The organism is Teredinibacter purpureus (assembly GCF_014217335.1).
Taxonomy (GTDB): Bacteria; Pseudomonadota; Gammaproteobacteria; order Pseudomonadales; family Cellvibrionaceae; genus Teredinibacter; species Teredinibacter purpureus.
Map to the genome: position 1 here is coordinate 2365786 of NZ_CP060092.1, position 19872 is coordinate 2385657.

Consider the following 19872-nt stretch of genomic DNA (forward strand, 5'->3'; position numbering starts at 1 on the left):
ATAATTTATGAAAATTTTCGTGATCTATTTTTTTACTGTTTTTATTTTGTATTCTTCTCCATCGTTTTCATTGCCTGACGCGTGTGCGAAATACGTAAACGATTTTGTCCAAACAATGGAGAAAGACAGTGTTCGTTTAGAAACAACAAAGGACCGAAAAGAGTGGATTTATAAGGAATTGCAGCGAATAAAGCAACTACGTGAAAAATTACCGGATTGTGATGTAAAGCATAAGTTGGAATTACCAGATAGCCACACCTGAGACAACAATAATAGTAAAGGACAACTTTGTGCACAAAAGACGCAGGAGCAGCTAGAAAATGGCTATGCACGGGTTTTAGCTACAACCGAGAATATTGAAGATGGGTTGGTGTGGAATACTGAATTTGGGCGTTGGGAGCACTATAGGGATGGAGAGCTTTTTCAGTCAGGTAAGGGGTATTCTGGGGGCGGAAACGGGGAAAATGCTTTTGCGTATAACAACCCGAGAGCAGATGTTTTAAAAGATATCGGGCCCGCTCCTGCCGGTACATACATTGCTGAAAGGCGCACTTCCGACGGTTGGATTCGCTTATGGCCTGCACCCGATAACCAGATGTATGGGCGAGATGATATTTTTATACATGGAGATGCTGGTTTCTTCGGTGATGCTTCACGGGGATGTTTGATTATTCAGCAAAGTCAGAGGAAGTATATACGTACTGGAACCATGGTGTGGATAAAATGATTTTGAAATGTAAGGGTTTTGTAAAATTACTTGCGCTTTCAATTAGTTTAGTTGTTTGTTTTCCGGGTTTTGGCGACGAGCAAGACTTAAACTATCTGGGTGTGATATTGAATAAAGAATTACGGCTTTTCCCTAAGAATATTGGTGGTGTTGATGTTTCGGATTTTCTAATAGATGGAATGACCGGGAAGTTATGTCTTGTAGATGAAGGGAAGGTCGTCGTTTTTTTGATTGACGGTAACCCCGAAAAGAAAACTTATTCTGTTAGAGGAGTAAAAAACCTTCCAAAAACTGACAATGTCGTTGATTGTTTTGTTAGTGCTGAGGAGTTGCATAGCATCGAAGGCATTTCTTTTGGGGAAAGGGTCAACTCTGTTGTTAGCAGGTTTATGGGAGCTGGTTTCGTTCTATCAAAGAAATCTGATGAGAGAACTATTTACCTGTATAAAACAATAGCAGGCCAAGCAAGCTGCCATTATTTTAACGATCCGTTTGAGGGCGAATATTCGGTGTATGGTGAACCGAAAAGCCTAGTATCTTATGTGCTTAAAAGTGACTCGGAGAGTAAAGTTGTAGCGGTGGAGATGTACGCATCTCGCGATATAGAGCCCATGTCAGGAACATGCCCAGAAAAGAATGACGAAAAGAATATAAAAGGGACATCCACAAATTATTAAGCCTTGACTATTTTTCTCAAAGCCCAGCCCGAAAGCTGGGCTTTTTGGTTTTAGCGAGCAAGGCTCTTAACCATTTGTTTGGTTTGGTGCTTCACCAACATTCCTTCGATCATTTCCCCGCCCAACAAATAATCGGACAGCCACGTTAAGTGAAAAACAATCAGTTTAGTTGTGGTTTTTATTAAACCCATCACGCCATAGGCGCTATTTCATTACTGTTTGTTTTTGGCGTGAAATATTTGATTTTTCTGAATTTCAGACGAGTCTAGCCGCTCTCTAGGTTCGAGAAAGGTAGGGTTTATTGCCGGATGGGGTGTTAGTGGAAAATGGCTTCGCAATTCGCGAAGGCCGGTCTTCTTTTCAATCCTAGAACTTTGGCAGCGAGCATGAGTTTTGCTTTGCAGCCGACTAAGCTTTTGAATGTGGATTCGAATTGGGTGGTGAGTGTGAGCCATTCGCGGCTGGTTATATTCAATCGCTCTAGAATGGGTGGCAAGTTGTTGTCGATAAAACCACGTTTGTTTTCTCGAATCGCTCTGCCTGTTATGTCCACGAGCTGAATGTAATCCTTCAGGTGAAAGGGTAAGCCTTGGGGCATGGGTTCTCTTGGGTTGCCTACAAATTTAGCCAGTTTTAAAGGTTGAGTGTTAGCCGCTTTAAGGGCCTCAATACGCCGTTTTATAGAGGTATGTTCCGAGCTTTCTGGGGTTGTCGCCATTTTGGCTCGAACAGGATTTAAATCGACATAAGCCATGCAAGCGGCGAGTGCTTTTTCATCCAGTAACGCCTGTGATTTAAACCGGCTTTCCCAAAAACGACCTGTGCAGTGGTCTTCTGCATTTGCCCTGCGGGCAATGGGTTCGTTTAAAGCCCACATGAAACGACTTATGCTGGCGAGTTCCAAGCGCCATTGGTCCAGCTTTTCTTTCACGGCCTGCCGCTGGGCGTCATCTAACGGCCCACCTTTTACAAACGCTTGCGTTAAGGGGGTACCTTTGTAAAGGGTGTGCCAGCGTTTGGCTACCTCTAAATCGCTTAACGTGTGAGCCTCTGCGGCATTAATATGCAATACCAGATGGTGGTGATTACTCATTACGGCGTAAGCACAGATGTCAATGCAAAACACTTCCCCCAGGAATACAATACGGTCTTCAACCCACTGTCGGCGGTGTTCGTAGTCGTTACCGGTTAACGCATCTAGGCCGCAAAGAAACGCGCGGCGCACACAGCGAGATGTGCAGTGATAGTAGGGTGTGGCATCTAGTGAGATTTGTTGCTTCCTTGGGCGGGGCATGGCTCATTCCTTGAGTTAACTTTTGCTGTTTTAATATACAGCGTTGTTTTTCTTGGATCAAGCGGTGGTGTGGGTGTCCGAGAAACTTTAGCGCAGAAATGCAAGCGACTGGGCAGCGTTAGAAGAAGGGGGACTGAACAGTTTTGCCAAGGCCGCCAAGCCCATCACCTCCCGCGGGTTTACTGGGCATGAAATGATTGATGGCGCCGACATTATTCACATGAACGGGCGCATCTACGACAGCCACCTGGCAAGGTTTGTTCAGGCCGACCCGATCATACAGGCGCCAGAAGTACTGGGCAGCTTGAACCGTTATTCGTATGTGTGGAACAATCCGCTAAACATGACCGACCCGAGTGGATATATGGGGTGTCGTGTGCCACCGGATATGCAACGGGCGATGCCGATATATGACGTGTATAGCGAATCTTCAAGCGGGTATGATGTCACCCTGACTTATGACGATGGTTCTCCACAAACCTTCTTTTTGTCTGATTCATTTGTTGATTCGGCTACTGGTGAAGTGGACCAGGGCTGGGCCGATGCGGTGGTTGATGCTTCTGGGGGGAGGTTTGGTAGAAACGTTACGGGGTATTTTAACGAACAGGGCGAGCCCTTATTGGCTTCGGATAATGGGCCAAGTGGAAATTTGGTAGAAGATCCGACGCTGAAGTCGGCGTTGGAGGTTGTGGAGGGTGAGGTTGCACATAAGGGTGTAAGTACAAACTTGCTTAGCTTTTTTCAAGATGAAGCGTTTCACAAGGAGTTTGCTGAACAGTATCCATTTGAATATTCAAAATGGTTGGAGTTTGCATCAAGCTATGAGATTTCTGCTTTCAATGCTGCAAATTTTGGTGGGGAGATTCGGCAGCTAGCGTGGCTAGAATTTAATGACCATATCACTGATGTCTCGATGACGGTTCACTTGAAGGGTATAGCCGGGTCGTTCTCCGGACATGTTATTCCAGGGCCATTGAATAAAGCCGAGGTGTGGCATATAAAAGATATTTATGATGGGGTTGGAAAGATTTCTAGCAATCAGGTTTTGATGGAGACTTCTTTGATAATTGCGAAAGGCCCCCAATATTTTAATGAAAACCTATTCCGTTCCTATTATGGCAGTGGGTTTGATTCTAGGCTCACAGGTATATATAAGGAGACACGAAAATGAAGAATAGTTCAAATGTGATGGTCGTTAATATTGCACGGTTGTTAGTTATATTTGGTGTATTAATTGGCTTTTCTCACCAAGCTGCATCTAAGGGTGCGGGTGCCGAAATGCAAGGGTTTGATAAAAACTTTGTGGTGGATCTACTTTTATTAGATTTGGGTGAAGATCTTAAAGTATTCGGTGAGATTGCAATGGTAGAAGGGGTTTCCCAATCTACGATATTGGTTATGCAGCAATCAATTTTCAGGAAGCTTTTACTTGTCTATTCTTACAAACCTCAGCTGCCTGAATTGAAAGGTGAACCATTGGAATCGCTGTGTATCATCTCTACTGGTAGCGTGGCGAGCTTATTAAATGGAGGTGGTTTCAAAAAAGAATTAGTATCTATTTTGGATGAGTATTTCAGCTCATTTCAAGATGATGTGAAAGGGAAGATTGCTGATATTCAGAGTTCCTTGAAAGGGGATGGGTGCTTTATAGGCGGCTCTCAATAGCCATCAGGCAAAAATACTCTGGGACATCCACAAATTAAAAAAACTTGACAAACTCTTCTCCAAGCCCAGTCTATCGCTGGGCTTTTTGGTTTAAGGAGCTGCTTGCTGGATAACGGTATCGAGCATATCCATCACAAATTTTTGCTTGGACTTGGGTAGCTGGCTGATCTGTTCTACCTGCTTTAGCAGCTTGGGCGCGGGGCCGCGTTTTTTGCTGTTGTCTTTGCTGTCGCTGTTGGTAATCCCGATTAACTCTTCCACCGATACCGCCAGCACCTCTGCCAGCGTTGGCAGCATGGACGATGGCACCTTCCTCCTGCCCGCTTCAAACGCCTGCATGTACTGCTGGGAGATTCCCAGAATCTCTGCCAGTTGCACCTGCGTAATCTGCTGTTCCTTTCGCAAAGACGCAATCTTGCGTCCCAGTTGCTTGAAAAAGTCGTTGTCGTTCTGAGTCATCTTGTCTAGGTAGTGGGCTATCACCAAATAATCGGACAGCCACGTTAAGTGAAAAACAATCAGTTTAGTTGTGGTTTTTATTAAACCCATAGGCAAATAATCGGACAGCCACGTTAAGTGAAAAACAATCAGTTTAGTTGTGGTTTTTATTAAACCCATCACGCCATAGGCGCTATTTCATTACTGTTTGTTTTTGGCGTGAAATATTTGATTTTTCTGAATTTCAGACGAGTCTAGCCGCTCTCTAGGTTCGAGAAAGGTAGGGTTTATTGCCGGATGGGGTGTTAGTGGAAAATGGCTTCGCAATTCGCGAAGGCCGGTCTTCTTTTCAATCCTAGAACTTTGGCAGCGAGCATGAGTTTTGCTTTGCAGCCGACTAAGCTTTTGAATGTGGATTCGAACTGGGTGGTGAGTGTGAGCCATTCGTGGCTGGTTATATTCAATCGTTCTAGAATGGGTGGCAAGTTGTTGTCGATAAAACCACGTTTGTGTTCTCTAATCGCTCTGCCTGTTATGTCCACGAGCTGAATGTAATCCTTCAGGTGAAAGGGTAAGCCTTGGGGCATGGGTTCTCTTGGGTTGCCTACAAATTCAGCCAGTTTTAAAGGTTGAGTTGAGGGGTGAGTTAAGGGGTGAGTGTTAGCCGCTTTAAAGGTCTCAATACGCCGTTTTATAGAGGTATGTTCCGAGCTTTCTGGGGTTGTCGCCATTTTGGCTCGAACAGGATTTAAATCGACATAAGCCATGCAAGCGGCGAGTGCTTTTTCATCCAGTAACGCCTGTGATTTAAACCGGCTTTCCCAAAAGCGACCTGTGCAGTGGTCTTCTGCATTTGCCCTGCGGGCAATGGGTTCGTTTAAAGCCCACATGAAACGACTTATGCTGGCGAGTTCCAAGCGCCATTGGTCCAGCTTTTCTTTCACGGCCTGCCGCTGGGCGTCATCTAACGGCCCACCTTTTACAAACGCTTGCGTTAAGGGGGTACCTTTGTAAAGGGTGTGCCAGCGTTTGGCTACCTCTAAATCGCTTAACGTGTGAGCCTCTGCGGCATTAATATGCAATACCAGATGGTGGTGATTACTCATTACGGCGTAAGCACAGATGTCAATGCAAAACACTTCCCCCAGGAATACAATACGGTCTTCAACCCACTGTCGGCGGTGTTCGTAGTCGTTACCGGTTAACGCATCTAGGCCGCAAAGAAACGCGCGGCGCACACAGCGAGATGTGCAGTGATAGTAGGGTGTGGCATCTAGTGAGATTTGTTGCTTCCTTGGGCGGGGCATGGCTCATTCCTTGAGTTAACTTTTGCTGTTTTAAAATACAGTTTTGTTTTTCTTAGATCAAGCGGTGGTGTGGGTGTCCGAGAAACCTGAAACCTTCCTTTGAATCGCCAATCCTCCAGTCGCGTCATGTATCATAACCATAATCGATATAGGCAGTTTAATAGTTACTATAGGTTTTAAACAATAGAAATTGGGCCGTAAAAAAACGAGGACATATATCTCTAAGAAACCTTTTATTTGGGCTCCTACTCATATATTTTTTCATCTCACATTTAGCGTCTATAACAAGACAATGTTGTTATCTATATTCGATCTTAAGTATATGCTTTGCTCTGTTCACTCGAGCATGCGGTTAATGTGGTCTGTTTTTTGGAACTGCACGAGCGGTATTGCAGGCTAATCGTTTCCCCCAATCGCCTTGGTGGCAGGCTGCACAGGCTTGCTCACTGTCAAATGCTACTTGTTTTCCCAGCGCTTTAAATTTTATACCAGCTTTTAACAGCTTAGCTTGAATATTTTTTTCGATAGTGGTTTTACTGCCGTTGTTTAATGCAATATTCTTTTCGTTTTCGGTGTTAAATACACAGGTGATGAATAGGCTAGCGGGGAAGTTGGTATAATTGGCCTGATGCGTTAACCACGCGAAGCCGGGTATAGTCTTTTGCGATTGGGTACAAATATCTGTTAGTGCCGTTCGAATATTGTTGTCAATTTTCTTTTCGGTTTTACTCTTGGGTTTTGTCATAGCGTAATTTGGTGGTGAATAATCAATGGGGTAGAATTATGCATAAGATACCTTTCGAAAGATAGCTGGCGTGGTTTTTTGATGGTTAAGCTTCAAAGGTGGGGCGCCGTATGGGTTTTAATGTTGTTGGATGAGCAGTGGTGTTTGCGATGCATCGAGGGAGGACATAGAGTCATTCTTTAATGTAAAAAACTTAATATTTGATTGGTTTATGGTCGCTATTTCATTGTAAAAATGAAGCGCGAACAGGCTGTCGAAGCTGCCGTCTTTCTTGGCTTTTCGAATGCCGTAGGTTAATCGTTCGGCCAGCTCGGGGTGTTGTGTATTTACGTAGAAATAAACAGACATAGGGAAAAAAAGTACAATATTCGGTTCTATTATTAAGTCTGGGTATTGCGCTATAACGGTTTCAAGAGTGCCTTCAGCTTCATTGATGCCGAGAGATATAGCGTCGAACCTTTTTTTGTTTAGCATTGCGAATAGGCTATCGATACTGTGCGTTTGAACAACGGAAATATTGTTCGCGCGAAGAACCGCTACATCGGGCCAGCGTACGCCTTGACCTACCGAGAGCGTTTGGAGCTTGCTTAGCGAATCAATTTGCTTAAATTTGTCGGCGTCTGCTTTGCGAATAATTAAGCGCCTGTAACCCAGTATTCCCTTTATCACAGACTCTTTTATTCGGATAAGCGACCCTGCACTTTCTTCCATTACTTCGTCATTTGGGGATATATGCACCTGAAAACGATCGGCACGTGCAGCCTCAATACGCGCCCGCTCTATTCCGGGGCGGTGCTCAATGGTATGGAGACTGTAGGGCCCATATTTAACACGGCTTTTTTCCATAGCAAGCCATGTCACGGCCTTGTCATAGGCATGTCGACCTTTAGCCCCGCCCATCCACATGGTATAGGAGGGAATGGGGTCTGAGGGCAGTAGTTCTTGCGAGCTGAGGTCGCTAGCGTCTGAGTCGGTGCCTATTAGGAATAGTAAGCCAAGAATCAACAGGTGGCGCATTGCAGTAAAGCCGTAACAAGTAGTGAGATGATAGTCTCTTATTCTAGACGTAATTGGCGACACTTGCCTATGTCAGAGGGCTTTTTTTACTCTGCACTAAAAATGCTTAGGGCCATATTTTGTTGTACAAATATAGCGACAATCTACCGCTGCAGCGGTAGATTGTCGGCGGGGAGATATCGCGTGGTCTTGGTATGGCGAAGAGTCAAGGGACGCTAGAGGCTCTTGTATAGCATAAGCTACACAAGAGTGGCCTTTTTACTTGGGGAGTTCCGCTACACGATATTGCTCGGGTACTTGGCTAAGATTATCGAAGGTGTCAGTAATTTTTTTAAGTAAGCCATCTTTAATGTCGTAAATCCAGCCGTGTACTGCGAGTGGCTGGCGTGCGCTCCAAGCATTTTGTATGGCTGGAATATGACAAACATTGGCGACTTGTTGCTTAACATTTAATTCGCACATTAAATTTAGGCGTTCTTTCTCGTCGGCAATACAAGCCATCTTTTTTCGGCTGTGGTAATAAACGTCTCGTATATTTCGCACCCACTGGTCTACTAGCCCAAACTGTTCGTTTAGCATAGCGGCCTGCACGCCACCACAGTTGTAATGCCCGCAAACAATAATGTGTTTAACTTTTAATACTTGTACGGCGTAGTAAATAACGCTCAGACAGTTTAAGTCGGTATGGACAACGCAGTTGGCTATATTACGGTGCACAAATAATTCACCGGGCATAAGGCCTACAATTTCATTTGCGGGCACACGGCTGTCGGCACAACCTATCCATAAATACTCGGGTTTTTGCTGTTTTGATAATTTTTCGAAAAAGGTGGGGTCTTCGGCTTTTATCGCGTCGGCCCATTGCTGGTTATTCTGGAAAAGATTCTCGAGTTCGTTCATAGTGCGGCTCTAGTAAAGTGACTAATGGCAGCTGTGTTCGTGAGCAGCGAGTATACCCAAAAGAACGAAAAAGGGACAAGCCGATGAAAAGCTTTTATTGGCACGATTATGAGACCTGGGGGACAAACCCAGCTATTGACCGGCCAAGCCAGTTTGCCGGCGTGCGCACTGACGAAAATTTAAACATTATTGGGGACCCGCTGGTGATGTATTGCCAGCCGCCAGAGGATATCTGGCCACAGCCGTTAGCGTGTATGGTTACTGGTATTACTCCCCAGTTAGCCTTGCAAGAAGGCTTGCCTGAACACGCGTTTATTAAAAAAATTCATCGAGAATTTTCTCAGCCGGGCACTTGTGGCGTTGGTTATAATTCACTTCGGTTTGACGACGAAGTTACACGCTATGCCTTGTACCGCAACTTCTATGACCCGTATGAGCGTGAGTGGCGTAACGGTAATTCCCGTTGGGATATTATAGATATGGTGCGGCTTGCCTATGCGCTACGGCCAGAGGGTATCGAGTGGCCTATAGTCGATGGCCGACCGAGTTTTCGGTTAGAAAACCTTACTGTAGCGAATAACATAGCGCATCAATCGGCTCATGATGCCTATTCTGATGTTGAAGCTACTATAGAAATGGCAAAATTGGTACGCAGTGCGCAACCGGATTTATACCAGTACGCGCTAGCAAACAAGACAAAGCAAAAAGTCGCAGCCATGATGGATGTGGCCAACAAAAAGCCGCTGTTGCATATTTCATCGCGCTTCTCTGCGGAACACGGTTGTGCGGCACTTATCGTACCTTTATCGATGCATCCAACCAATAAAAATGCGGTGGTTGTCTATGATCTGTCAATAGACCCTACACCGCTGTTAACACTGGATGCTGACGCCATTGCCGAACGAGTTTTTACTGCAACGGCTGACTTACCCGAAGGGGTAGCGCGTATTCCGCTAAAGTTGGTGCATATTAATCGGTGCCCTATCTTAGTGACACCTAAGTTGTTAGACGAAAAGGCTGCGCAGCGTTTAAATATTGATAAGGCGCTTTGCGAGAGACATTGGCGGCAATTGCGTGAGAGTGATCTCTCAGGGAAGCTCGAATTACTCTATACCGCTGAGCGATTTTCACCGCGCAAAGACCCGGAGCAGCAGTTGTACAATGGTTTTTTAAATGGAGAAGATAAAAAACAGTGCGCTGTTCTTCGTAAAGCTAAACTTAAAGAGCTCGCTGAGATGCCGTCCGTTTTTAACGATACCCGCTTGAACCAGATGTTATTGCGCTATAAGGCCCGAAATTTTCCGGAGGCGTTAAATGAGCAAGAGCGGTTGGAGTGGCATGAGCATGTGCAAGAACGTCTAATGCAGGGTGAAGAGGGGTGTTTGTCCTATAGCGAATATCTCTCAGTACTTGATACGCTAGCCTTAAGCGAGGATGGAGCATCGATAGAGAAACAAGCGTTGATCAGTGCGTTGCGTCAATGGGGCGAACAAAAAACTTACGCTTTTTGAATTTCTAAATCGTATCGTCCGTTTGCTAGATTTGTTTGATAGCATCGGGTATGGCCAATGTGTTCTTTCATTAACGAAACGATCATTTTTTTATCGGCTTCACTGGTATCGATACCGAAGCAAACCGCAGAAAGCTCGCTTGTTTCGAAGGTTAAGTCATCGACCCATGTGGAGGGCTCATCATTTATTTGCCTTTTCTCTGAGAGGCGAAAGCAGCGCCATTCCTGTTCGAGTTTACGTGAGAGTGATTTTACCGTAAAGAGCGATTCGAAGTTCGGTTTCTCGTCGACAGGAGGGTTGTTTAAAATAGCATCGATTTGATCACGTAAATCGGCAAGCTCTGGTCGAGTATTGCCGTATTGTATCGGTTGAGGCCGCCGTGCAAGTGCTTGATCGGTACAGTCGAACCGAAAACACACACCTCGATGGTTATTACCAAAATGGTCCCATGCCACAGTATTGTCGGGCCGAGAGCTAAAACTGCACACACGAACTTTACGGTTATAGTCTTCCCACAGTTTTAAATAATTTTGAACGGTGGACATGCGTTGATCGACCATTTTGGCGAGCAATTCGCCTAGCACGCCTTCGGCTTCCTCTGGGTTTCCAAATCTATCCTCTTCTCGCCAGCGCCGTATAGCGTTTATTAGTGGTGTATCGCCTTGTGGTTTACTAGAGGCGAAAATCATTGAAGCTGCAAGTTTTATCGTGGCTTGCAGCAGCGATGCTCGGTCAAAGTTCACGGGTGTGAGGTGTTGGAGCTCGAGAGGGTCACCATAGACAACGGGCGAACTCCAGCGCAAAGTGCGGCTCGAAAGAATGAGTTGCGCGGTGTCAATCGAGCAATATTTAAAGAGTTTTTCGGGGATTGCCACAGCGGTTTCCTAATACAAATTATGCTGTATTTATAACTATTATAGGTAGCTTAGTCGGTTTTTCAGTGTTTTGCGTCCTTAAGTGGAGCCTGTTCGGGCGGAATCTGGCAAATAGTTGATCTTAAACGCTTGGGCTATTTCAGCCGCGGCAGTAGAATAGCCGGCAAATTTGATCCCCCTTCTGAGGTAGCGCACTGTGATATTCGCCGGTTCCCATATTCTGTCTGTTGAACAATTTTCTCGCGCTGACATTGAACAGATATTCGCGGTTGCAGACAGCATGGAGCCCTACGCCTTGCGTAAAAGGGTTACGCGGGTACTTGAGGGCGCTATTTTGGGTAATATGTTTTTTGAACCCAGTACGCGCACACGCGTTAGTTTTGGTTGCGCTTTTAATTTGTTGGGTGGAGAAGTACGAGAAACAACGGGTTTTAAAAGCTCGGCCATTGCCAAGGGCGAGTCGCTTTACGATACCGCTCGCGTATTATCCGGCTATAGCGACGTAATTTGTATGCGGCACCCTGAATCGGGTTCGGTAGCCGAGTTTGCTTCCGCGAGCCGAGTGCCGGTTGTTAATGGTGGCGATGGTGCTAATGAACACCCCAGCCAAGCGTTGTTAGACCTTTATACCATTCAAAAAGAAGTTACGGCTAAACGTGGTTCGATGGACGGATTACGGATAGCTATGATAGGCGATCTAAAGCATGGTCGTACGGTGCATTCATTGAGCCGGCTATTGGCGCTGTACGACAATATTGAAGTCGTCTTGGTCTCGCCGGAAGAGCTGGCAATGCCGGAACGTTATGTCGACGCTTTGCGTTCGGCAGGGCATAAAGTGGTAATTTCTTCAGAGCTCAATCACAGTATTAGCCGAGTTGATATTGTGTATTCAACACGCATCCAAGAAGAGCGGTTTGAGTCGAAAGAGGCGGCGGACGTTTACCGTGGCCGTTTTCGGTTGAACCAATCGATCTACACAGAGTTCTGCCAACCGAATACGGTCATTATGCACCCTTTACCGCGTGATTCTCGTTCAGACGCAAATGAGTTAGACAATGACCTTAATCAGAACCCTAACCTCGCTATTTTCCGGCAGGCGGACAATGGGGTATTGGTACGTATGGCGCTCTTTGCGATGATTTTGGACGTTGTCGGGCAAGTAGAAGCGCATTCGCGAGAGGTTAATTGGTACCACCGTCGCAACGGTATGTAGTGTATATGGCATTTAACTCATTACTGGTTCTTTAGTATTGGTTATTGTTTTTGGCGCTTCGTCAAATCTGCTTTCGTGGCGCATTCGTAAGCTTGATATAGATAAATGTCACATTTAACACCCTGCCTTATGACTGAAGCCTTTCGCTTTGGTTATTAATTGGGCATAATCAGTAACGAATAATCAGTATAAAGTGTGAACTCAGCGGTTGGTAGAATTTGCAGAAAGCGTTAGACTCAAAGCGTTAATTATAATGTTCTAGCGTGTTATCGAGCACGGATTTGTTCGAGGAGGTCTCATTAAGGAAGATGATTTTGTCTGTTTACTAACGGCATACCAACAATTATCTAATTAAGAAATGAGGTGGAAGTAATGGCAGGCTTTGATGTCTTCCGTGGAATGGCAGGAGCTGTTCTCGCGAGCTGTATACTTTCAGGGAGTGCTTTAGCACAGCCCGAGACCGGGGCCGAAGACCTTTGGTTGTTAGCAAAATACGACGTAAATGGTGACAATGTGATCACCGTCGATGAAATATCCGATAAGCGTAAACAAATTTTTTCGCGGATGGACGACAACGCTGATGGCGGTGTCTCTTTTGAAGAGTATTTAAAGCTCGATACGGCTAAACGTGAGATGTTGTTAAAAGCGCGCTTTAGCAAATTAGACCTTGATGAAGACGGTACGCTTTCCGACAATGAATATTGTTCCTACCTCGGCAGTTTTGAGCGTTTCGATCAAAACGGCGATGGTAACATTAGTACAGCCGAGATTACCCGCGACACCCCGGCTAAAGTTGATATAGCCGTTGAAGAAAACGACGAAAATGTACATTGTCTTTTCTGGGTTTGTGTGCGCACCAACCTCGATTAAAGCAATGATTAAAAAAGCGGCAATAGGCCGCTTTTTTACGTTTTGTGTGTGCTCTCTCGCGGCTACTAATCAATGTATTGTCGTATTTTGGCAATGAGTTGATGCCGGTCGAGTGGCTTTTGAAGGCAGGCATTAGCTTCTACTTGTCGACCAAAGCGTAAAAGCTCCTCTTCCTCACACACCGAAATTAGTATGACAGGCGTTTCAGCAATAGCGGCGTTATCCTTAAGTGAACGGCACAGTTCGTAGCCGTTTACTCCCGGTAAATAGACATCAATCAAAATTACGTCGGGTCGCATTTCTTGTGCGAGCCTTAGGCACTCTTCCCCATTTTGCGTGGTGATTAAGGCGCAGTGGCCTTCAAGTGTTTTCTCGATAACAGACAAACTTGTAGGGTCATCATCGACAACTAAAACGCTTGCATCTGGCGTATAGGCCGATAGCGTCACTTGATTGCGACCCCTTCTTTTTGATTTGTAGAGCGCCTTATCGGCAAGGCTAATTTGATGTGAGAGGCTGGTTCCGGTGGTGAAGTTGGCGAGTGAGAGGCCAACGCTTACCGTTACGCGGTCACTTTCTCGCGAGCCTCGGTGCTTAATGTGTAATGCCTCAATGGTTTTACGTACGTGCTCGGCGACATGCAGGGCGCCGGCTTCTGGTGTATTGGGGAGTAGCGCAATAAATTCTTCCCCACCGTAGCGGGCAACAATATCGCCTGGCCGGTTTAGGCAGCGGCGTAATGCCGTTGAAATAAGGCGGATACATTCGTCTCCCGATTGGTGGCCGTATTCGTCATTATAGAGTTTGAAATGGTCGATATCGAGCAACAACAATGAGACGGGTTCTTGGGAGCGAGTGGCCAGTTTCCAATGTTCTTCTGCTTTCATGTCAAAGGTACGGCGATTGTAAAGGCCGCTAAGGCTGTCTTTCTCACTTAAAAAGGTGAGTTCTTCGTTGGCTTGGTTGAGTTTGTTACGCATGTCGACAATACGCTCCATGGCTCGAATTTTTGCCGAGAGAATCACGGAACTAACGGGTTTTATCAGATAATCATCGCCGCCAGCTTCTATACCTTCACGCAAGCTTTCTTCTTGGTTGTGGGCGGTCACGAAAATAATCGGCACCCAATGGCTGCCCAGCCACTCCCGAATGAGGCGTGTAGTCTCAAACCCGTCTAAACCGGGCATTTCCACATCCATAATAATGAGATCGATGGGGTTTTTATCGACAATCTGTAGTGCCTCTTCCCCACATTTGGCCACAACAGGGTCGTGGCCGGCTTTACGGATATAGGTGCACGTTGCATGGCGCAGGGTCGGACTGTCTTCAACCAGAAGGATTTTCATAAGGTTAGATTTAAGCGCCTTTCTTTAAAGTTCCACTAAAGAGTTTATCACAGGGTAAAAAATACGCTCTCTCTCGCTTTTGGGCATGCTGAGCACTAAGCAAAACTGTATAATCGCTCGGTTTATATGTAGCCGGCGAAATATCAGCCTAAAAACCGGCATTTGATGAAGAATTACGCCTGTTACGGGCGGTTAATAGCGGATGTGAGCGCTTGATTTATGTCGGAATTTGAAGATATTCGGCCCTATAACGACGACGAGGTGCGCCCTATCATTGAGCGGCTTCTGGCCGATGGTGAATTTCTCGATACGTTGGCCAAGTTCAAGCTACCAAGCGCTATGGGTTTTGCTGCACGCGCGTTGCGTTCCGTGGTGCGTAAACGGCTCGCAAAAGAAGTAGGCCACATTAATAATGTTGAATCGTTTCAAGCTTTGATCGAAAAGTATCTTTCTCGCTCTATAAACGAAACAGTCAAAAGCCTCACCTATTCGGGTTTGGAGCATATCAATGCGAACGAGCCCTATTTATTTATCAGTAATCATCGCGATATCGCGATGGATCCCGCACTAATTAACTGGGTGCTATTCCATAATAATTACCCCACCATGCGCATCGCTATTGGTGATAACTTACTCACTAAGCCTTTTGCTGCAGATTTAATGCGTTTAAATAAAAGCTTTATTGTGCGCCGTAATCTCGCATCACGTCGTGAAAAACTGGCGGCGGCTAAAAAACTAGCCAGTTATATACACCACTCGGTATTAACCGACCGCGAAAATTTATGGATTGCACAACGTGAGGGGCGAGCCAAAGATGGTTGGGATAAAACAAACCCTGCATTAATCAATATGTTTGCAATGAGCAAACCGAGCGATATGCCGTTTGAGGATTTTATACGCGAAGCGCGTATTGTTCCTGTGAGTATTTCCTATGCGTATGACCCTTGCGATATAGACAAAGCGCACGAGCTGCATCAAAAAGCAGTACATGGCTCGTATACAAAAGACGAGCACGAAGATGTTATGAGTATTGCACGCGGAATTACGGGTTATAAAGAAGCCGTGCATGTTAGCTTTGGAACTTTACTCGAAGATGGGCTTGAAACAGCCGATGACGTTGCTGAAGAGATTGATCGTCAGGTGGAGTCTAATTATATCTTGCACTCAACTAATTGCTTTGCCTATGAATTATTAGAGCATAAAACACCTTCTGTACGGGTGGGTGCGGAGGGTATCGCTTTTGAAACGTACGATTGGGGTAAGGCTAGGGCGCAGTTTAAAGACCGTATTGCGACCTGTAATGACAGTACTCGAAAGATAGTGCTAACGGGCTATGCCAACCCGGTGTACCGTCGATTAGGTGAACAAAAGTGCTAAATGAGGATACCAAAAAGGTTATTCAGCAAGCGTATCGAAAATTTCTTGCATCGAAAGAGTTAAACCCTCGATACGGTCAAAAACTGATGATCGCTGAAATTGCCCGTACATTGGGAAATATCAAAATGGATGATCATGAAACGCGATCCTCCGATAGCCATGTGTGCGTCATAGAAGCGGGAACGGGTACAGGAAAAACGGTTGCCTATCTATTAGCAGCATTACCCATCGCAAAAGCATTGAATAAAAAACTGGTGCTGGCAACGGCAACAGTGGCGCTACAAGAGCAAGTTGTATTAAAAGATCTTCCCGAATTATTACACCATAGCGAACTAGATTTTCAATTCCGTTTGGCAAAGGGGCGTGGCCGTTATTTGTGTTTGGCAAAACTCGATAAGCTACTGTCCGTGGATGACGAAGTTCAATTTATTCCGTTATACGAAGATGAGCAAAGCGGTATAACCACCACCGAAAACAAGTTATACGCTGGCATGATGGAAAAATTGTCTCATGGCGATTGGGATGGCGACCGAGATAATTGGGAAGATGAAATAGAGCAGACAACGTGGCAGCGAGTGACTACGGATCACCGACAGTGTACAGGTCGAAAATGCAGCTTTATTCGCAGTTGTTCTTTTTTTAAAGCCCGCGAAGAGTTAGATGATGTCGACTTAGTTGTCGCGAACCACGATTTAGTGCTTGCCGATCTTGCTTTAGGTGGGGGCGCTATTCTATCTGCTCCAGAAGAAACTATTTATATTTTTGATGAAGGACATCACCTTCCAGATAAAGCACTCAATCATTTTGCAACTCATGGGCGTTATCGAAGCACTATTCGTTGGTTAGGTCAAACAGAAGGCCAGTGGCAATCGATTGTAGGGCCAATTGCTGAGGCGAGCTATTTTATGCAAATGGCCGCACCAATGGAAGCCAAGCTAAAAAGTGTTCGTACGGTAATGGAAACGCATTTGTTTTTAATTCAAGCGTTGACGGCAGAGGTAGATCGCGAACAGTTTTCGCCGCGATTGAGGTTTCCTGAAGGCGTGGTGCCAGAAGAGCTAGAAGTGCTCGCGGTGGAGTTGCAGCGTGAATTTTCAGATTTAGTGCAGCTACTCGGTAAATTAAATAAGGAAATGAACACTCTACTTGACGAAGACTACCCGACAGTTCCGCGTGTGGATCTCGAAAATACGCTGCCTATACTCGGGTCTATGTTGAGTAGGGCTGAGTCTAGTTTTGAATTATGGACGAGTTATGCTGATACGCGAGTAGATAAAAAATTTCCTCATGCACGCTGGATTAGCTTGTTGGAATACAATGAACTTAGTGACTTTGAAATGGTGTCTAGCCCTATCTTAGCGTCTCGAGCGTTAGAAAAAGATTTGTGGTCTCGATGTTTTGGTGCCGTGGTAACGTCTGCAACATTAACGGCTCTAAATTCGTTTGATCGATTTAAATACCGCGCAGGAACGTATGACAATAGCCACTATGTAATTGTGCCCAGCCCCTTTGATTATGCGGCAAATGCCGATCTTGTGGTGCCTGAAGCCGCGATTGAAGCGAAAGATGCTCAAGCCCATACTGAAAGTTTGATTTCGTTACTGCCCAGTATTATCGATAAAGCGTCAGGCTCTTTGGTGTTGTTTTCTTCTCGAAAACAAATGCAAGAAGTCTACGAGAATATGCCGCGCGAGTTTAAAACACTCATACTGATTCAGGGCGTTGAAAGCAAGCAAGCGCTGGTAAGAAAACATAAAAAACGTATCGACAATAAAGAGGGTAGTGTTTTGTTTGGGCTCGCGAGTTTTTCGGAAGGTGTAGATTTGCCCGGTGAGTATTGTACTCATGTGCTTATTGCAAAAATTCCGTTTTCCGTTCCCGACGATCCTTTAGAGGCGGCGTTGGCCGAGTGGATAGAGGCGAGTGGTGGTAATGCTTTTATGCAAATTACGGTTCCTGACGCGGCCATTAAATTGGTGCAGGCCTGTGGTCGCCTTTTAAGAACAGAGTCTGATAAGGGGCGTATATCCATCTTGGATAAGCGTATTCTGACAAAGCGTTATGGCCGAGCATTATTAAATTCTTTGCCGCCTTTTGGTGGTGGCGTGAGGTAGAGCGGTGTGGATAATCGAAATGCCTGTATGCAGGCCCTGCTTATGTCGCTGGAAGAGGAACTGCGCGATCTTCAATGTTGGCAGCCACAGCCTCCAACGGCCAAGAGTCTACTGAGTACCCAACCTTTTTGTATCGACACCCTTTCTTTTGCGCAATGGTTACAATTTGTTTTTATTGTCAGAATACAGGCCTTGATCGACACTGGTCAGCCGCTTCCCCAAAAATGTGCTATTACACCTATGGCTGAAGAATTTTTTCGACAGCACGGTTTTCAGTCAGAAGCAATTCTTGAGATGGTCAGACAAATCGACGAGATCTTGATGTAATTGTAGTAATTTTGGGTTGTTTTGTTGTTGTAAATCTTCGCTTCGTTTTATTATTGATGTTGCTTAATTTATGACAATAAAAATATGCAAGGAGAGCGGCATGGGGAATTTCGCCACTTATAGAATCGTAAGTTCGGGGGAATGCCTTACTGGCTTTGATGCTCGTAAGGTTAATCGATCCTTTGCTCGATTGTTACGGCTTAGTGATGAAAAAGCGGCGCTGGCCCTTACCGGCATGCGAACACTCAAAAAAGGTTTGCCTTTGGCGAGTGCGCAAGTGTACAAACGAAAACTTGAGCTTATTGGTGTGGATGTTCACCTCGTGCAAGAGGTTGCCGCACTTGAGCCAACTCCCCGTATGAGCGCGACGCCTGCTGACATTCAATCTCCTGAAAATAGTACAGCAGATACAGCGCCTCAGGCCGTCACGTCGTCAGTAATGCATGCGGTATTCGAACCTAATACCCGCGCGTTGGTTTGTCCAAGATGTGGGCTTGAACAGCCGCAATACGAGCAGTGTTGTGGGTGTGGTACGTGTCTCCACAACGTAGGCTCAGCCAAACAAGTAATGAATACGGTTCCGCTTTTTCAAACCGACAATCTGAATACAACGAATAGGCACACGGCAGAAAAAGGCGCATTGACGGCGCGTGGTATTGCTGCGGGTGCAGTTGCGGCCAGTATGGGTGCGTTTTTGTGGGTGTTGGTAGCGAAGCTCGTGAACTACGCGCTAGGTCTAGTGGCGTGGTTAATTGGTGGAATGGTGGGGTTTACCGCAGCAAAACTTGGATCGAGAGGCGAGCTTTCCGGCGTAATATGCGGAGCTTTAGCGTTGTTGGCGGTACTCGGCGGAAAATACACCGTGGCTGAAGCGTTGCAAAATCAATGGCAAGGTGAGTTTGAAATACTCTACCAAAACGCAGATTTACAGCCGCTATACGATATGGATATAGCCAATGCACAACGTTACAAAGCGATGGTGGTAGACGAGCAAACCTTGCGTGAATTTATTATTGAAAATGGTTATGTACTGGCGTTTACGGACGAAGAGCTTGAAGAGGCCGATATACGTTACTTTACCGAATCGATTGGTCCTCGGTTGGAGCGTCTCGCTGCAGATGATCTGACTATCGATGATTGGGCAACCATGGCATTTTCCGGCAGTCGGCAGGTCGAATCGACCGTACAAGTGATGCGCAACAGTATCGGTATTGCGGAGTTTGTTTTTCTCTTATTGGGCATTGGCACGGCTTATCGTACAGGGCGTGGCCAAGCGTAATCCCCCTCCCTCGGTTGTGCTTCGAATGACCGGTTTACCTCATTCGGCTTTTTTTATCGCGAGCCTCGCGTTCGTCGCTGGGTTTGGGCCTAACGGCTGAGTAGCCTATTGTATTGGAGATCACTCGAATTAATGCCTTAATTCTTGCCAGAGAACTAAGCTTATAGGTACAGGCCTAATAAGGCCTATA

The 19872-nt window shown here is 45.7% G+C and carries 20 protein-coding genes; 12 read left to right on the top strand and 8 right to left on the bottom strand.

Features of this window, described 5'->3' with window-relative positions; translation table 11 throughout:
- The first annotated feature begins 7 nt into the window (after positions 1-7).
- The 3 genes from H5647_RS10210 to H5647_RS10220 all read left to right on the top strand — a co-directional run bounded on the left by H5647_RS10210 (position 8) and on the right by H5647_RS10220 (position 1404).
- Entirely contained in the window at positions 8-262 is a 255-nt protein-coding gene (locus H5647_RS10210) for a hypothetical protein (RefSeq protein WP_045858332.1), read from the top strand.
- 108 nt (positions 263-370) lie between these two features.
- Entirely contained in the window at positions 371-727 is a 357-nt protein-coding gene (locus H5647_RS10215) for a tlde1 domain-containing protein (protein ID WP_045857285.1), read from the top strand.
- Positions 715-1404 carry a hypothetical protein gene (locus H5647_RS10220; RefSeq protein WP_162926309.1) on the top strand — a complete coding sequence of 230 codons (690 nt, stop codon included), beginning with the start codon at positions 715-717 and terminating at the stop codon, positions 1402-1404. Before H5647_RS10215 ends, H5647_RS10220 begins: the two co-directional genes overlap by 13 nt.
- 316 nt (positions 1405-1720) lie before the next feature.
- On the opposite strand, the gene H5647_RS10225 is transcribed toward H5647_RS10220, so the two are convergent.
- Positions 1721-2698 (bottom strand): hypothetical protein, encoded by a 978-nt coding sequence (locus H5647_RS10225; protein ID WP_045858334.1) that lies wholly within the window; start codon positions 2696-2698, stop codon positions 1721-1723.
- Positions 2699-2861: 163 nt separating this feature from the next.
- Here H5647_RS10225 and H5647_RS10230 point away from each other — a divergent pair, with 163 nt between their 5' ends.
- Positions 2862-3869, top strand: coding sequence for an RHS repeat-associated core domain-containing protein (locus tag H5647_RS10230; RefSeq protein ID WP_268871375.1), 1008 nt, complete (start codon positions 2862-2864; stop codon positions 3867-3869).
- On the top strand, positions 3866-4363 hold the full coding sequence (locus tag H5647_RS10235) for a hypothetical protein (RefSeq protein ID WP_045858338.1): 498 nt from the start codon (positions 3866-3868) through the stop codon (positions 4361-4363). The genes H5647_RS10230 and H5647_RS10235 overlap by 4 nt, the downstream gene beginning before the upstream one ends.
- 90 nt (positions 4364-4453) lie before the next feature.
- Here the strand turns inward: H5647_RS10235 and H5647_RS10240 are convergent, their stop codons facing one another.
- The 5 genes from H5647_RS10240 to can form a co-directional block, all read right to left on the bottom strand.
- Positions 4454-4981 carry a helix-turn-helix domain-containing protein gene (locus H5647_RS10240; RefSeq protein ID WP_236074861.1) on the bottom strand — a complete coding sequence of 176 codons (528 nt, stop codon included), beginning with the start codon at positions 4979-4981 and terminating at the stop codon, positions 4454-4456.
- 125 nt (positions 4982-5106) lie between these two features.
- Entirely contained in the window at positions 5107-6108 is a 1002-nt protein-coding gene (locus H5647_RS10245; RefSeq protein WP_045858340.1) for a hypothetical protein, read from the bottom strand.
- Positions 6109-6460: 352 nt separating this feature from the next.
- A complete protein-coding gene (locus H5647_RS10250) occupies positions 6461-6853 on the bottom strand; it encodes a hypothetical protein (RefSeq protein ID WP_045858342.1) in 393 nt (130 codons plus the stop codon).
- Positions 6854-6970: 117 nt separating this feature from the next.
- A complete protein-coding gene (locus tag H5647_RS10255) occupies positions 6971-7870 on the bottom strand; it encodes a type 2 periplasmic-binding domain-containing protein (protein WP_052691987.1) in 900 nt (299 codons plus the stop codon).
- Between the two features lie 258 nt (positions 7871-8128).
- Complete coding sequence (can, locus tag H5647_RS10260; RefSeq protein WP_045858344.1) at positions 8129-8770, bottom strand: carbonate dehydratase; 642 nt, start codon at positions 8768-8770, stop codon at positions 8129-8131.
- A gap of 83 nt (positions 8771-8853) precedes the next feature.
- Here can and sbcB point away from each other — a divergent pair, with 83 nt between their 5' ends.
- Entirely contained in the window at positions 8854-10281 is a 1428-nt protein-coding gene (gene sbcB / locus H5647_RS10265; RefSeq protein WP_045858347.1) for an exodeoxyribonuclease I, read from the top strand.
- Here sbcB and H5647_RS10270 read toward each other — a convergent pair.
- Positions 10269-11156 carry a DUF2971 domain-containing protein gene (locus H5647_RS10270; RefSeq protein ID WP_045858349.1) on the bottom strand — a complete coding sequence of 296 codons (888 nt, stop codon included), beginning with the start codon at positions 11154-11156 and terminating at the stop codon, positions 10269-10271. The genes sbcB and H5647_RS10270 overlap by 13 nt on opposite strands.
- A gap of 196 nt (positions 11157-11352) precedes the next feature.
- Here H5647_RS10270 and H5647_RS10275 point away from each other — a divergent pair, with 196 nt between their 5' ends.
- Positions 11353-12369 carry an aspartate carbamoyltransferase gene (locus H5647_RS10275; protein WP_045858351.1) on the top strand — a complete coding sequence of 339 codons (1017 nt, stop codon included), beginning with the start codon at positions 11353-11355 and terminating at the stop codon, positions 12367-12369.
- A gap of 372 nt (positions 12370-12741) precedes the next feature.
- Entirely contained in the window at positions 12742-13239 is a 498-nt protein-coding gene (locus H5647_RS10280; protein ID WP_236074862.1) for an EF-hand domain-containing protein, read from the top strand.
- A 65-nt stretch (positions 13240-13304) separates the two neighbouring features.
- Here H5647_RS10280 and H5647_RS10285 read toward each other — a convergent pair whose 3' ends face one another.
- Positions 13305-14585 carry a response regulator gene (locus H5647_RS10285; protein ID WP_045858352.1) on the bottom strand — a complete coding sequence of 427 codons (1281 nt, stop codon included), beginning with the start codon at positions 14583-14585 and terminating at the stop codon, positions 13305-13307.
- Between the two features lie 219 nt (positions 14586-14804).
- Between H5647_RS10285 and H5647_RS10290 the strand changes: the two genes are divergently transcribed.
- The 4 genes from H5647_RS10290 to H5647_RS10305 all read left to right on the top strand — a co-directional run bounded on the left by H5647_RS10290 (position 14805) and on the right by H5647_RS10305 (position 19682).
- On the top strand, positions 14805-15962 hold the full coding sequence (locus tag H5647_RS10290) for a 1-acyl-sn-glycerol-3-phosphate acyltransferase (protein ID WP_045858354.1): 1158 nt from the start codon (positions 14805-14807) through the stop codon (positions 15960-15962).
- The gene (dinG, locus tag H5647_RS10295) at positions 15956-18076 is read left to right on the top strand and encodes an ATP-dependent DNA helicase DinG (RefSeq protein WP_045858356.1); all 2121 of its coding nucleotides are present in this window, start codon (positions 15956-15958) and stop codon (positions 18074-18076) included. The genes H5647_RS10290 and dinG overlap by 7 nt, the downstream gene beginning before the upstream one ends.
- A 6-nt stretch (positions 18077-18082) precedes the next feature.
- A complete protein-coding gene (locus H5647_RS10300; protein ID WP_045858357.1) occupies positions 18083-18403 on the top strand; it encodes a YqcC family protein in 321 nt (106 codons plus the stop codon).
- Between the two features lie 100 nt (positions 18404-18503).
- Complete coding sequence (locus H5647_RS10305; RefSeq protein WP_045858360.1) at positions 18504-19682, top strand: hypothetical protein; 1179 nt, start codon at positions 18504-18506, stop codon at positions 19680-19682.
- Positions 19683-19872: the final 190 nt, after the last annotated feature.

Excerpts from the sequence above, each read along its gene's own strand:
- H5647_RS10210 (WP_045858332.1), top strand. The coding sequence starts at position 8 with ATGAAAATTTTCGTGATCTATTTTTTTACTGTTTTTATTTTGTATTCT.
- H5647_RS10225 (WP_045858334.1), bottom strand. The coding sequence starts at position 2,698 with ATGCCCCGCCCAAGGAAGCAACAAATCTCACTAGATGCCACACCCTAC.
- H5647_RS10235 (WP_045858338.1), top strand. The coding sequence starts at position 3,866 with ATGAAGAATAGTTCAAATGTGATGGTCGTTAATATTGCACGGTTGTTA.
- H5647_RS10240 (WP_236074861.1), bottom strand. The coding sequence starts at position 4,981 with ATGGGTTTAATAAAAACCACAACTAAACTGATTGTTTTTCACTTAACG.
- H5647_RS10245 (WP_045858340.1), bottom strand. The coding sequence starts at position 6,108 with ATGCCCCGCCCAAGGAAGCAACAAATCTCACTAGATGCCACACCCTAC.
- H5647_RS10250 (WP_045858342.1), bottom strand. The coding sequence starts at position 6,853 with ATGACAAAACCCAAGAGTAAAACCGAAAAGAAAATTGACAACAATATT.
- H5647_RS10255 (WP_052691987.1), bottom strand. The coding sequence starts at position 7,870 with ATGCGCCACCTGTTGATTCTTGGCTTACTATTCCTAATAGGCACCGAC.
- can (WP_045858344.1), bottom strand. The coding sequence starts at position 8,770 with ATGAACGAACTCGAGAATCTTTTCCAGAATAACCAGCAATGGGCCGAC.
- sbcB (WP_045858347.1), top strand. The coding sequence starts at position 8,854 with ATGAAAAGCTTTTATTGGCACGATTATGAGACCTGGGGGACAAACCCA.
- H5647_RS10280 (WP_236074862.1), top strand. The coding sequence starts at position 12,742 with ATGGCAGGCTTTGATGTCTTCCGTGGAATGGCAGGAGCTGTTCTCGCG.
- H5647_RS10285 (WP_045858352.1), bottom strand. The coding sequence starts at position 14,585 with ATGAAAATCCTTCTGGTTGAAGACAGTCCGACCCTGCGCCATGCAACG.
- H5647_RS10290 (WP_045858354.1), top strand. The coding sequence starts at position 14,805 with ATGTCGGAATTTGAAGATATTCGGCCCTATAACGACGACGAGGTGCGC.
- H5647_RS10305 (WP_045858360.1), top strand. The coding sequence starts at position 18,504 with ATGGGGAATTTCGCCACTTATAGAATCGTAAGTTCGGGGGAATGCCTT.